Source organism: Rhodococcus sp. JG-3 (genome assembly GCF_000482405.1).
Taxonomy (GTDB): Bacteria; Actinomycetota; Actinomycetes; order Mycobacteriales; family Mycobacteriaceae; genus Rhodococcoides; species Rhodococcoides fascians.
Window position 1 is genome coordinate 1,288,624 of sequence record NZ_KI519398.1, and the last position, 12,484, is coordinate 1,301,107.

The 12,484-nt window shown below is 65.7% G+C and carries 12 protein-coding genes; 2 read left to right on the forward strand and 10 right to left on the reverse strand.

The window, feature by feature from the left end:
• Positions 1–33: 33 nt before the first annotated feature.
• Genes K414_RS0107520 through K414_RS0107535 form a run of 4 tightly spaced genes read right to left on the reverse strand, consistent with a single transcriptional unit; the run spans position 34 to position 3,185 of the window.
• Positions 34–690 (reverse strand): DUF2064 domain-containing protein, encoded by a 657-nt coding sequence (locus K414_RS0107520; RefSeq protein WP_027495397.1) that lies wholly within the window; start codon positions 688–690, stop codon positions 34–36.
• On the reverse strand, positions 687–1,340 hold the full coding sequence (locus tag K414_RS0107525) for a glycosyltransferase family 2 protein (protein WP_027495398.1): 654 nt from the start codon (positions 1,338–1,340) through the stop codon (positions 687–689). Before K414_RS0107525 ends, K414_RS0107520 begins: the two co-directional genes overlap by 4 nt.
• On the reverse strand, positions 1,333–2,391 hold the full coding sequence (locus K414_RS0107530; RefSeq protein ID WP_027495399.1) for an NAD-dependent epimerase/dehydratase family protein: 1,059 nt from the start codon (positions 2,389–2,391) through the stop codon (positions 1,333–1,335). The genes K414_RS0107525 and K414_RS0107530 overlap by 8 nt, the downstream gene beginning before the upstream one ends.
• Positions 2,388–3,185 carry an S-methyl-5'-thioadenosine phosphorylase gene (locus K414_RS0107535; protein ID WP_027495400.1) on the reverse strand — a complete coding sequence of 266 codons (798 nt, stop codon included), beginning with the start codon at positions 3,183–3,185 and terminating at the stop codon, positions 2,388–2,390. Before K414_RS0107535 ends, K414_RS0107530 begins: the two co-directional genes overlap by 4 nt.
• Positions 3,186–3,264: 79 nt before the next feature.
• Between K414_RS0107535 and K414_RS0107540 the strand changes: the two genes are divergently transcribed.
• Positions 3,265–4,581, forward strand: coding sequence for a hypothetical protein (locus tag K414_RS0107540; protein WP_027495401.1), 1,317 nt, complete (start codon positions 3,265–3,267; stop codon positions 4,579–4,581).
• Here the strand turns inward: K414_RS0107540 and K414_RS0107545 are convergent.
• The 5 genes from K414_RS0107545 to K414_RS0107565 all read right to left on the reverse strand — a co-directional run bounded on the left by K414_RS0107545 (position 4,568) and on the right by K414_RS0107565 (position 9,965).
• Positions 4,568–5,233: a methyltransferase domain-containing protein gene (locus K414_RS0107545; protein WP_032367078.1), complete on the reverse strand. Its 666-nt coding sequence runs from the start codon at positions 5,231–5,233 to the stop codon at positions 4,568–4,570. The two genes, K414_RS0107540 and K414_RS0107545, sit on opposite strands and share 14 nt — an antisense overlap.
• Positions 5,230–5,700, reverse strand: coding sequence for a hypothetical protein (locus K414_RS0107550; protein ID WP_027495403.1), 471 nt, complete (start codon positions 5,698–5,700; stop codon positions 5,230–5,232). The genes K414_RS0107545 and K414_RS0107550 overlap by 4 nt, the downstream gene beginning before the upstream one ends.
• Positions 5,701–5,802: 102 nt before the next feature.
• Positions 5,803–6,492: a hypothetical protein gene (locus K414_RS0107555; RefSeq protein ID WP_027495404.1), complete on the reverse strand. Its 690-nt coding sequence runs from the start codon at positions 6,490–6,492 to the stop codon at positions 5,803–5,805.
• 155 nt (positions 6,493–6,647) lie between these two features.
• Positions 6,648–8,234 (reverse strand): GMC family oxidoreductase N-terminal domain-containing protein, encoded by a 1,587-nt coding sequence (locus K414_RS0107560; protein WP_027495405.1) that lies wholly within the window; start codon positions 8,232–8,234, stop codon positions 6,648–6,650.
• A 42-nt stretch (positions 8,235–8,276) separates the two neighbouring features.
• The gene (locus K414_RS0107565; RefSeq protein ID WP_027495406.1) at positions 8,277–9,965 is read right to left on the reverse strand and encodes an aldehyde dehydrogenase family protein; all 1,689 of its coding nucleotides are present in this window, start codon (positions 9,963–9,965) and stop codon (positions 8,277–8,279) included.
• 224 nt (positions 9,966–10,189) lie between these two features.
• On the opposite strand from K414_RS0107565, the gene K414_RS0107570 reads away from it, so the two are divergent.
• A complete protein-coding gene (locus K414_RS0107570; protein ID WP_037218990.1) occupies positions 10,190–11,377 on the forward strand; it encodes a helix-turn-helix domain-containing protein in 1,188 nt (395 codons plus the stop codon).
• 4 nt (positions 11,378–11,381) lie between these two features.
• Here the strand turns inward: K414_RS0107570 and K414_RS0107575 are convergent, their stop codons facing one another.
• Positions 11,382–12,356: an alpha/beta fold hydrolase gene (locus tag K414_RS0107575; protein WP_027495408.1), complete on the reverse strand. Its 975-nt coding sequence runs from the start codon at positions 12,354–12,356 to the stop codon at positions 11,382–11,384.
• Positions 12,357–12,484 lie beyond the last annotated feature (128 nt).

The window sequence follows — 12,484 nt, forward strand, 5'->3', positions numbered from 1 at the left end:
GATTGTTTTTCGTGTCCTTCTCGAAAGCAAAAATCAATGAGTTTTGCGTAATTGTTCGACGACTCGGCGAAAGCGACTGTTCGGTGTGCACATATTCGACACCACATCGAGATCGGACTCGAAATCCACATCTCGCAATTGCGACACCATGGTGACCTCGGCACCCGCAGCGGTCAGTGCCACCCGAGTGTCGTCGCCCGTCGACGGTGCTGACATCGGTACGTCCAGCAATGCCTGGGCCTGAGCAGGATTGCGTAGACCCAGGATCCACCAGCCGCCGTCCTCGGCGGCACCGAGTAGATCGGTGTCGGCCAGCAACGCGGCTGCGTCGCTGAGCAGTCGCCCGGTGACCTGCGGGGTGTCCATGCCGATCTGAAGTACCGCACCCGCGGGCGCGGCGTCGGCGTGCGCATTCGCCAGCCGTTCGCCCAGTCCGTCGCCGCGCTGCGGGATCACGGTGAACGACGCGAGGGCTCGGGTGAGTTCCTCGGCGCGGGCCGCGTCGTGAAGATGGCCGGTGAGGGCTACGACGCGGTGGTCGACGTCCGCTGCCGCGACGGCGTCGAGGGTGTCCAGCAGCGCGGCAGCTGCCACCTCGGCGGCGGCCGCGTCGCCGATCGTGGCGGCGAGACGAGTCTTGGCAAGTCCTGGAACGGGCGCTTTGGCCACGACGAGGGCGGTGACGGTCACGAGAGCACCTTCCAGAAGTCGCGCACGGCCACGATGGTGCCGCGGACCGAGCCCGAGACCTTGGACGTGCCTGCGGTTCGTGGTCGGTAGTCCACGTCGTGTTCGACGACTGTCCAGCCGGCCTCGGCCGCGAGCACGAGTAGCTGCAGCGGGTAGCCGGAGCGTCGGTCGGTGACATCGAGGTCGAGTAGTGCTTGCCGGCGGACCGCTCGGATGGCACCGAGGTCGTGTACGGGCAAGTTGTACTTGGTCCGAAGTCGAAGAGACAGAACGGCATTGCCCATTTTTGCGTGCAGCGGGGAGCTTCCCTTGGCGGGCCGGCGACGGCCGACGGCCAGGTCTGCGCTGTCCAGTGCAGCCACCAGGGTGGGTAGGTCGCGCGGGTCCATCGAGCCGTCTCCGTCGAGCACACAGACGATATCGGTGTCGGCGGCGAGGACGCCCGCGTGCACGGCAGCTCCGTATCCGGGCACGGTTTCCGCTACCACTGCAGCGCCGTGGGCGGCTGCCACCGCGGCGGTGGCGTCGGTCGAGTTGTTGTCCACGACGATCGTTCGATATCCCGGCGGGATCGAATCCAGCACTGCCGGAAGCGATTCGGCTTCGTTCATGCAGGGAATGACGACGGTGACCGATCCGGGCTCAGACACGGGGTGGGCCCGTTCCCTCGGCGTCGCGCAACGGTGCGTCGGCGAACGCGGTGAGACCGTCCTGCGGCAGGATCTGCGCGCGAAATCCCAGAACCTGTTCTGCCCGCTGTGGACTGGCGACGATGTGCCGTACGTCCCCGGCTCGGTACTGGCCGGTGACCTCGGGGGCTGGTCCACCCCTCGCGTCGGCGAGAACGGACGCCACCTCCCCGATGGTGATCGGATGACCCGAGCACACGTTGAGCGCGGTGAAGCCGTCCAGCTCGGCGGAGATGGACGCGATGTTGGCTGCTGCCACGTCGTGCACGTGGACGAAATCGCGGGCCTGCTTGCCGTCCTCGTAGACCGTGGGCGGCTTCCCGAGTTCGAGCGAGGACCGGAACATTGCCGCCACACCGGAATACGGGGTGTTGCGCGGCATGTGCGGGCCGTACACGTTGTGGTAGCGCAGCGCGACGACGGAACCACCGGTCGACAATGCCCACGCGGAGGCGTAGTTCTCCTGCGCCAGTTTGCTCGCCGCGTAGGTGCTGCGCGGTTGCAGCGGTGAATCCTCCTCGACCAGTAGCCAATCGAGTGGCTCGCCGGACGCAGGGTCGCGGTTGTCGAACAGCCCGGCGTCCAGATCGGCTCGGGTACGCGGTCGCGGGACGACGGTCTCACCGGAGGAATTGAGGTAGCGCCCTTCGCCGTAGACCACCATCGACGATGCCAGTACCAGGCGGGAACACCCTGCCTCGTACATCGCCGCGAGCAGGACTGCGGTTCCGAAGTCGTTGTGACTGGCGTATGCCGGCGCGTCCGCGGCGTCGACGCCTGCGCCGACGACAGCAGCCTGATGGCACACGACATCCACACCACGTAGCGCTTCGAAGAGTGAATCCTTGTCTCGCACATCCAGATCGGTGATGCCCTCGGCTGTCGCGCCGGGTCCGTGTGCCGAACCCAACATGGCGTCGACGGCGACCATCTCGAAATCGGTGTCGCGCGCTGCGTCGAGGATGTGGCCCCCGATGAATCCGGCTGCGCCGGTGAGCAGTACGCGAGTCATGGCAGCTCGACCGGCAGTGTGACTCCGGCGTGCACCCGGCAGTGGGGGCACTCGCCGGTCGGCGCGTCGCGCACTGCGGATCGGACGAGCGCCTTGAGCGGTTCGATGTTCTTCTGGAATTCGGCGAACACGTCCACTGCTTTGACTCCCTGACCGGATTCGATCCCGGCGTCGAGGTCGGTCACCAACGCTATCGGCGCGTAACAGAGTTCGAGTTCGCGGGCCAGGACGGCTTCGGGATGACCGGTCATGTTCACCAGTGTCCAACCTTGGCGCGCGAACCATTGGCTTTCGGCGCGAGTGGAGAACCGGGGACCCTCGACGACCACCATGACACCGCCGTCGACCGCGGACCCCTGGACGGCCGCGCTGCGCAGCTCCCCGCAGTAGGGATCGGCGAATTCGACGTGGATGCCGCCGTTGTCGAAGTAGGTCTGGGTGCGGCCGGACGTCCGATCGACGAGTTGATCCGGAATCACGACGGTTCCCGGACCGTATTCGGCCACCAACGATCCCACGGCACACGGGGCGAACACGCGACTGACACCGAGCATGCGCAGCGCCCACATGTTGGCCCGATACGGCAGGGTGTGCGGCGAGTATTCGTGAGCGCGGCCGTGTCGAGGTAGAAAGGCAACTCGTCGTCCTTCCACCTCGCCGACGGTGATCGGTGCGCTCGGTGATCCGTAGGGCGTGTCCAGCTCGATCTCTTCGGCGTCGTCGGCGAAGAACGAGTAGAAGCCACTGCCGCCGATCACCGCGATCTCGGCCTGTAACTCCGCTTGCGTGTTCATCTACCCATCCTCCATCACCGTCGGTCGATATGCTGGTCCGAAACCGTGTTCGTCTTCAAGTCCGCAGGGAGAAAACACTATCCGTTACTGGAGAGAAGCCGTCGCCGGTGCGCTGGCCGTCGTGCTCGTTGCCGTCGCGTTCGTCGTTCCGTATCTGGGCAACGAGATCGTCACCCCGATCATCAACAGAACACCGCAGCAGGTGCGCGATTTCGCCGACGCCGCACCGCTGTTCGGTTTTCGTGAGGTTCATGTCGGATGGGGAACGCCGTTCGCCGTCCTCATCGCGGTGGCGACCGTGCTGTGGGGACCGACCGTGGCTCGACGCCTGTCCTGGACGCGGCTGTTGTTCGTCGTCTGGGGTGCGTCGGCGGCGTGGACGATGGCGCTGGCGATGGTCGACGGTTGGAAGCGTGGGTTCGTCGACCGGTTGGCCTCGACGGACGAGTACCTGCACGAGGTGCCCGGCATCACCGACATCCCCGCGACACTGCGCGGATTCTCCGAGCGCATTCTGGATTACCAGGCGGATTCGTGGACCACTCACGTCTCGGGCCATCCGCCCGGTGCGCTGCTGACGTTCGTCTGGCTCGACCGTCTCGGTCTGAGCGGCGGGGCCTGGGCGGCAACGCTGTGCGTGTTGGTGGGAACAAGTGCCGCAGTTGCCGTGGTTCTCACGCTGGGTGTTCTGGGCGACGAGGACATGGCCAGGCGCGCAGCACCGTTCGTGGCGATCGCACCGGCAGCGATCTGGATCGCCGTCTCCGCCGACGCGTTCTATGCCGGGGTAGCGGCGTGGGGTATCGCGCTGCTGGCGGTCTCGACGAAGCGCTGGCTGTGGCCCGCATCGATCGGTGCGGGAGTGCTTCTCGGGTTCGGAATCTATCTGAATTACGGCCTGGTGTTGATGGGTCTGCCCGCGGTCGCGGTGCTGATAGCGGGCCGAAAGGTTCTGCCGTTCCTCGGCGCGGTGATCGGAGCCTTGCTCGTTGCGGGGATCTTCACGGCGTACGGATTCTGGTGGTACGACGGGTACGAGCTGGTGCAGGAGCGGTACTACCAGGGCATCGCCAAGGATCGTCCGTTCGAGTACTGGGGCTGGGCGAACTTCGCTGCACTGTTCTGCGCGCTCGGCGTCGCTGTGCCGGCGGCGTTCCCACGCATCGCCGCGCGGGTGCAGCCGATCAACCTGTTGGTGCTCGGCGGCCTCGCGGCGGTGGTGATGGCCGATCTGAGTCAGCTGAGCAAAGCGGAGACGGAGCGGATCTGGCTGCCGTTCGCGATGTGGATGTTGATCGCCCCGGCGGTGCTGCCGCGTCGAACACATCGATTCTGGTTGGCGCTGCAGGTGATCGGGGCCTTGGCCGTCAATCATCTACTGTTCACGAATTGGTGAGTGGAGCCGGAGTCATCTGCGCGAACCAACGGCCGTCGATCGGAGCCACGTCCACCATCTGCAAGCCGGCGGCGCGGGCGAGGTCGGCGGTGGCGTCGGCGCTGACACTCGACCAGGCGAACCAATCGCCGACCATGGTGTCGGTTTCCCAGCGAACGGTGCGGTGCCGAATACCGGAGTCACTCGGTTCGTCCACCTCGGCGATGATGGCTCCGTGTGGTGCCAGCAGATCGGCGGCTCGGCGTAGCAGGCGCACCGGATCCCCGCCGATGCCGATGTTGCCATCGGCGAGCAGCACACACGACCACGTGCCGGTGCCGGGCAGAGGCTCGAAGAGGTCACGGAGAACGGCGTTTCCGCCGCGGCCGATGGTCAGGTCGACGGCAGCTTTGGACGTGTCGACGCCGAGCGCCGAGAGTCCACGTCGGGCAAGAGCTTCGGTCAGCCGGCCGGGTCCGCATCCGAGATCGATGGTGGACCCGGTACATCGGCTGATCATGGCGTGGTCGGCTCGGCGATCCTCTTCCGAGGATGCGCTTCCGCCCATCCAGCGGGCCGTGGGCAGACGTTCTCTCGAGCCGTCGGAATCGCCGATCCAGCAGGGCAATCCAGCGGCGGCGCGGTGGAAAAGGGTGTCTGCGGTGACGCTCATGTTCGGCTCCGTACCACGGTGAAGCGAATGAAGTAGACGACGGCGCTGGCGGCGAACAACACCGTTGTCAGAACCAGCCATCGTTCCAAGAAGGGGTCTTGGGTCAAACCTGTTGCCGCACGATAGGTCTCCGCGCCCTGGGACAGTATTCCGGGGAAGAACATCAAGAACGTCAGCGCTGTGCCGAGGGCCGGGACGCGAATGTAGTTGATGGGCGAGACGGTCAGCTGTAGTCGTCCGAGCCCGGTGAGAAGGCGATCGGCCGCCGAGTACAGCGGGAACAGAACCGCGTCGTGCAGCAGTACCGATCCGAAGAACCAGACGGCGATGGAATGCCACCAGATGTCGCTGTTCCACAACGTTTTCGGCCCGGCGATGTGGACGACGTAGCCGACCAGCGCGAAAGAGAGCAGCAGGCCGACGGCATGCAGAGGGTGGCCACCGTATATCCGTCGGAAGGCTCTCATTCCCGGTCCCCTGTCGCGTTTTACGAAACGTCTGTGAAAGCACCAGAGCGCGAGCAGCACCGACGTCGTCGGTGACTGCCCGCGCACGGGTTCAGGAGCTGATTATGCGGCGGTCTTGACCGTGATGGTCGCAACGCCGACGAGCAGTCCCGGGGTGACAGCGTCGGTCTTGAACGTGTCGTTGAGCAGTCCGGCTGCGGTCTCCGAGATCTTCACCTGCGTGCCCTGCAGGATGGCGGTGTTCTCGGGGCCGGTTGCCAACGGCTGCAGGGTGCGGCCGTCGAGGTCGAACAGCACGGCGTCGGCAGCAGCCTCTTCGCCGTTGACCGTGACGTCACCGGTGAGCAGCGACGTGCCCGGGTCGATGTCGAAGTTGGTCAGCTCGACCACGGTCTCGCCTGCGGTCAGCGACAATCCGCTGCCGTCGTGGTTGATCTCGCCCTGCACGTAGGGGTCGACCGTGCCGGGCTCCCAGTACTTGACGTCGCCACCGGTGATCGGAAAGCGAATGGAACCGTCTGCGAGAGTTGCGGTTCCGACTACGCCCGGCGTGAGGCCGAGGGTGGTCAGTGCGCCCAGGAAGCCGGGGTCGAGGGCAACTGCGGTGTCGACGCCGTTGCTGAGGTCGTCGACCTCGGCTGCGGGCTCGGGGGTGCTCTCCATTGCCTCGGTGGCAGAGGACGTGGCCGATTCGACGGTGCTGGATGCGTCGTCGCTGGAGCACGCGGCGAGCGGGACGATGGTGAGTGCACCGATTGCGGTGGCGGCCAAAGCTTTACGAACAGTGAACATGTCGGTCAACCTTCCGTGCTCGTCTCTCGAGCGTTGTGGGTTATTCGGCGCTGCTTGCCGATCGGATGGGTCTTCATCGCGATGCCTGCATTGAAGCGGTGCCGACCTTTTACCCCACGGTGTGAACGGTCAAACCAGACATGTTCACGTTCGGCTCAGCCCAGGATCAGATCCGCGGCTCGTTCGCCGATGATCACCGACGGTGCATGGGTGTGGCCGCGGATGATGCTGGGCATGATCGATGCGTCGGCGACCCGGAGTCGGTCGACACCCCGAACCCGCAGCGCGGCATCGACGACGCTGCCGGCATCGTTGCCCATCCGCGCGGTGCCCACCGGGTGGTACAGAGTGTGCGCGTTCTGCTCGAGGGCCTCGGTGAGTAGATCCGCCGGGGAGATGTTCGACGCCACCCTGGGGCGTACGACGTCCCCGAGCTGGCCCTTCAGGGACGGGGTCTCCGACAGCGCGACGCATACGCGCAGTCCCTCGATCATGGCCTTGCGGTCCATTCCGTCGGGGTCGCTGAGGTAACGCGGCTCGACGATGGGCTTGGCCAGAGGGTCGGCGGACCGGAGCGTGATCTCGCCTCGGCTCTTGGGTTGCAGCAGGACTGTGCCGATGACCGCGGCGTGTGCGTCGGCGGCGATCAGGCCTTCGTCGAAGAACGGGGCCGGTCCGAAGATGAGCTCGAGGTCCGGCAGCGGCAGATCTTCGCGGCTCCGGATGAAGCCGTATGCCTCCGCGACGTTGGAGGTGAGCATGCCGCGTCGGCGCGCGAGATAGTTGATGAGCTCCGGAATCTTCTCGGCATGGAACAGGGAGTCCTTCTCGGTCTTCCATCCGATGAGGGCGGCCAGGTGGTCGAGGAGGTTCTGCCCGACGTCCGGCGAGTGGTGCCGGACGGTGATGCCGTGGGCTGCGAGCTGCTCCTTGTCTCCGATGCCGGAGAGCATCAGCAGCTGCGGTGTGTTGATGGCTCCGCCGGACAGAATGACTTCCTTGTGTGCGCGCACCGTATGGGTGACGCCGTCGGAGGTGTATTCGACGCCGACGGCGGCGCTGCCCTCGAAGAGAACCCGGGTGGCCTGTGCCTCGGTGAGGACGGTGAGGTTGGTGCGCTTCTTGGCCGGGCGAAGGTAGGCGTCGGCGGTGCTCCAGCGGGCGCCGCGTTTCTGGTTCACCATGGTGCGGCTGAAGCCCGTGGGTTCGGGCAGGTTGGGTGTTTCGACCGAGTAGCCGGCTTCCTCGACGGCGGAGAGGAAGGACGAGGTGAGCGGGCGTGAGCTGCGCTGGTGGGACACGATCAGTGGCCCACCGGTTCCGGCGTCCAGTTCTGTTGTGCCCTCGATGTTCTCGATCTTGCGGAAGTATCCGACGAGGTTGCGGAACGACCACGAGTCGTCGGAATTGGCCGCCCACTCGTCGTAGTCGGCGGCGAATCCGCGTACCCACATCATGGCGTTCATCGACGACGAGCCGCCGAGCATCTTGCCGCGCGGCCAGTAGATGCTGCGGTCGCGTAGCCCCGGCTGGGGTTCGGTGAGGTAGTCCCAATCGACCTCGGTACGAAAGAGTTTGGAGAACGCGGCGGGGATGTGGGCGAACTTGTTCTTGTCTTCCGGGCCTGCCTCGAGCAGGATCACGCTGTTGCGGGGATCGGCGCTGAGCCGGTTGGCCACCACTGCGCCGGCCGAGCCCGCGCCCACGACGATGTAGTCGGCGGTTGTGTTCTGTGTGCTCATGATTGTCCTTCGGGTTCGTCGGCAGCTGTCGTTGGACGCTGCTCAGCCGCGCAGGGCGGAGGCGAATATTGCCGGGAGTTTGGTCCAGGACGGTGCTCCGGCGAATGCGGTGAGCAGTTTCCCGGTCGATGCTGCGGTTTTGTTGGTGACGAACCACGGCGGCTTGGGGGAGATGGACATCTCTCCGCTGATCAGCGACCTCGACAGTGGGCGGAAGGGTCCGCGTACCACGGTTCGTTCGGCACCGTCGATCAGTAATGCGTTGTGCACGATGCCGATTCCGCTCTGCACATCGTCGACGGTGTGGCCGGGGAACGCGCCCCAGGTGGCCGATGCGGTGAGGAATCCGAGGGCGGTCCAGGCATTGACGGCGACGGTGCCGTACCGCAGGTCTGCAAGCATGGAGTCGAACTTCTCACCGAGTTCCTTGATGGTGCTCGGCGTGCCGATGATGTTGATGCCGAGGGTGCCGGTGAACTCCTCGTTGGCCGTCTGGACGGCCTTGGCGGCGAATGCTGCTCCGGTGTAGGGCAACTCGATGACGCCCATCACGGGTGCGAAGTACTCGGTCTGCAGGAGCGGTGCGTACTCGCCGGGATCGAGGTCGGTGATGAGCACCCGGCCACCGCCGTCGCCGAGCCGTTCGGCCGACGGGTACGTGGCGGTGGCGTCGGACACTCGTCTGTCGCTGCCCGGGTAGTAGGGGGCGCGGGCCGGTGCCCGGTCGAGTGCGGCGCGCAGGGCTGCGATGAACTCGTCGCGCTGCTTCCATTCCGAGGACAGCACGACGACCTGCGAAGCGACACAGTTGTATCCGCTGTTGTGCAGTCGCTGGGTGGCTACGTGTTCGGCTTGGAACTCGATGTCCGCGCGGCTCCACTCGCCCGGCAACACGATGGTGGGCGAGACGCCACCGAGTTCACTGGAGATCTCCTTGGTCAGGATCGGCCGGTTCGCCGCCTTGCGGGCGGCACCGTCGGGTCCTGGGCCGAAGACGATGGCGTCGTGGGTGATTGCGCTGCCCGTCATGTGGACGTGGTCTACGCGATCGTGGTTGACCAGGTAGGTGCCGACGTCGGCTCCACCGGTGAGCAGACGCAGCGCGCCGATGTCCACCAATGGGGCGAGGATCTTCTCGAAGACCGGCAGCAGTGGGTCCATGATGGGGTTGAGCTTGAGCGCGACGACGCGGTTGAAGGCGATCAATTCGTACAAGGCGTCGAGCGGGGCGATCGAGGTGATGTTGCCCGCACCCAGGACGACGCCGACGCCCGCGGTACGCGTCGGGTCAAGTTGGGCGAGGCCTGCGGTGCGCTGTGCCGTGGCACGGTCGATTCCCGGCCGGAGCCACACCTCGGCGCTGAACCCGTTGAGCAGTAGCTTCTCGAAGTTGTTGAGCGGCAACACCGATACGGTTGTTCGTCCGCCCGGGGCTGTTCCGAACTTCGCTCCGGCCAGCGGGCTGCCGCCTGCCTCGAGCGCCGAGAGGGTGTGCGCGAGCGTGCCGAGACCGCCGAGAAGCGAGTACGGGCCGGAGAGCCATTCCTCACCGAGCAGGTTGGACGAGGGGTCGAGGCCTTTGACCGACGCGGCGGCGGTCACCCATTCCTGCGCATGCGTCGTGGTGAGGGCGTGCATGCGCTCGAGCAGCGTCCGGCGGTCGGCCAGGCCGAGCCTGCCCCAGGTCTGCTCGCCTGCGTCGAGGTCGGCAAGAGCGGTATCGACCGCCAGGGAGGCGTCCGGTCCGTTCGTCGGTACAGGCTGCAGATGCGGGGTGACTTCGCTGGTCAACTTTTCGTCTCCACTCGTCGTTCGGATACACGGCTTCGAGTGTGATTCTGGTCGCATTCGGGGCGGCAGGCTATGGGCCGCCGCTGTCAATCGAGCGCAGCGGATTGTGCCGTCGCACAGTTTGGGTGTGGCGTGGCTTACATCGGCCGGGCTATGGTTCAGTCATGACCACCACCGAGTCCGCTCTGCATCCGTCACCGACCGAGCTGGCGGCGGCGATGCTCGACGACGTCGACGAGCTGGCGAGCGAACTGGTCCGGCGCATCCTGGGAGCCGAGCACGCGTATCTGGAGGCGACGCTGCTCACCGCGGATCAACTTCACGAAGCGTCTCGCAGCAATCTGGCCTCGATGTTGGGCAAGCTGTCCGGGCGTGCGCCGGTTCGGCTCGAGTCGGCGCAGCAGGCGGGCAGGCTCAAGGCCGAGCAAGGTGTACCGCTGGCGGCATTGCTGCACGCGTTCCGGCTCGGTGGTCGGCTGGTCTGGGACGAGTTGATGGTGCGTTCGCACGGCCGGGCCAGCCACGCGCTGCTGGACATGGCGGCGCAGGTGTGGGCATTGGTCGACGTGTATTCCGACGAGGCGGCCGAGGCGTATCGAGAGAGCGCCGATATGCGAGCCCGCGAGAGCGCCGAAGCCCGCGGCCGGCTGATTCGGGTGCTGTTCGCCGATCACGCCGCGAATCCGGCCGCGGCGGCGGATGCCCTGCGTGCGTTCCGAATTCCGGATCGCGGCTTTTTTGCGGTGGTATCCCAGGAACCCTCGTCGACGGGACTCGGTATCGAAGGCGTCGTCGCTCGGTTGCGGGCCGCGGGAACCGAGTCGGTGTGGGATGCCGAGGTGGACGGCAGCATCGGATTGTTCTGTGCCGCTCGGGAATCCGACATCGATACGGCACTGGCCACTTTCGGAGAACTGTGCCCGGGGCGGATCGGTGTCAGTTCGGTGTTCCGGTCGCCGTCGGGAATCGGTGACGCCGTGGGGCAGGCCCGTCTGGCCCGGTCGTGCAGCTTTCCCGATTCTCTGCCGTCGACGCCGGTGCGCTACGACTCGGTACCGGTGCCTTTACTGCTCGCGCGCGACCCGAAATCCGGCCGTATCGCGGCCCGTCAGATTCTCGGCGATCTGTTGGCGTTGCCCCGCGCCGAGCGGACGAGTCTGCTCGCCACTCTCGATGCGTGGTTCTCGTGCGGTGGCTCCACCAAGGATGCCGCGGAACAGCTGCACTACCACCGCAATACGGTGTTGTACCGATTGCGGCGTATCGCCGAACTCACCGGTCGCGACTTCCGTGATCCCGTGCAGGCCGCCGAACTCTATGTCGGGCTTCGAGCCCATCAGCTACTGACCTGACGGGTCAGTGGCTGGCCAGCACGACGTCGAGGATTCCCGTTCCCAGCGGTACCGGAACGCAGGACGGCTGACGCGCATTCGCGGGGTCGAGTGCGTTGAGCGCCAGACGCAGCGCGGTCGGGTCGTAAGTGAAGGTGAAGTGGGCGACCTCGGTGTCGGGGCACACGTCCTGGATCACGATGTTGTGCGCTCCCGGATCTCGCAGCAGCGCATTGGTATACGGCTGAATGACCTCGTCGACCTTGGTGGCGATCGAGGTGTAGTCGACGCCGGGGACGGTGTCGCCGCCGGCGTTGAGGTTCTCGAGAAAGTCCGATCCGGCCATCAACTGGGCGAGGCCCGGTCCGAATTCGTCGGCCACCAGACCGGTCGCGCCGGGCACGGCCTGGACGACGGGGGCGACTCCGTACATGGTGCCGCCGTAGGTCGGTGACGCGATTCCCACCCATCGGTCGACTACATCGGCCCCGCCGAGCCTGTTGACGAAGTATCGGGCGACGGCAGCACCCTGCGAGTAGCCCACCACGTCCACCGCCGCAGCGCCGGTCGCGTCGAGGATGGTTGCCGTCATCGATTTCAATTGTGCTGCACTGTCTTCGATGACGCCGTAGCCGTTGGACTTACCGTCCGGTGAAGTGCCGTAATTGATCGCGAAGACACAGAAGCCTGCGGCGCGCAGGATGGGTGAGAAGCCGGCCCAATCGGAGTAGGCGGTGGCGTCGGTGCCGTGGACGAGAACGACAGGATTGGGGTGCTCGGCAGAGGGCACGCAGCTCATGTCGTTGGCCCCGGGCGGGGCGGCGTCGCGGTTGGTCGACGCGTACCGAATGGCATCGGCGTGGTCGGGTTGCGGCGGTGCAGCGGCGATGGGCATGAGTGGGCCGGCATGTGCGAGTGGTGCCGCTTGGGTCGACAAGGCCGACAGTGCAGCGGTGAGTGCGACGACGAGAAGAATCAGACTTCGGCGTGGTCCGCGCATGATCACACGGTATTCCTGCAGTTGTGAAATGTCCCTACGAATTCGGACATGAACGCATAAAAGTCACAACAATAGTTCTGTAGCGATTTTTGTGTCGCATGCCGATTGCCGACCGAGCTACCGGTGAC

Coding starts and splice junctions, on each gene's coding strand:
- K414_RS0107530 (WP_027495399.1), bottom strand. CDS start 2,391: ATGACTCGCGTACTGCTCACCGGCGCAGCCGGATTCATCGGGGGCCAC.
- K414_RS0107535 (WP_027495400.1), bottom strand. CDS start 3,185: ATGAACACGCAAGCGGAGTTACAGGCCGAGATCGCGGTGATCGGCGGC.
- K414_RS0107545 (WP_032367078.1), bottom strand. CDS start 5,233: ATGAGCGTCACCGCAGACACCCTTTTCCACCGCGCCGCCGCTGGATTG.
- K414_RS0107550 (WP_027495403.1), bottom strand. CDS start 5,700: ATGAGAGCCTTCCGACGGATATACGGTGGCCACCCTCTGCATGCCGTC.
- K414_RS0107555 (WP_027495404.1), bottom strand. CDS start 6,492: ATGTTCACTGTTCGTAAAGCTTTGGCCGCCACCGCAATCGGTGCACTC.
- K414_RS0107560 (WP_027495405.1), bottom strand. CDS start 8,234: ATGAGCACACAGAACACAACCGCCGACTACATCGTCGTGGGCGCGGGC.
- K414_RS0107570 (WP_037218990.1), top strand. CDS start 10,190: ATGACCACCACCGAGTCCGCTCTGCATCCGTCACCGACCGAGCTGGCG.
- K414_RS0107575 (WP_027495408.1), bottom strand. CDS start 12,356: ATGCGCGGACCACGCCGAAGTCTGATTCTTCTCGTCGTCGCACTCACC.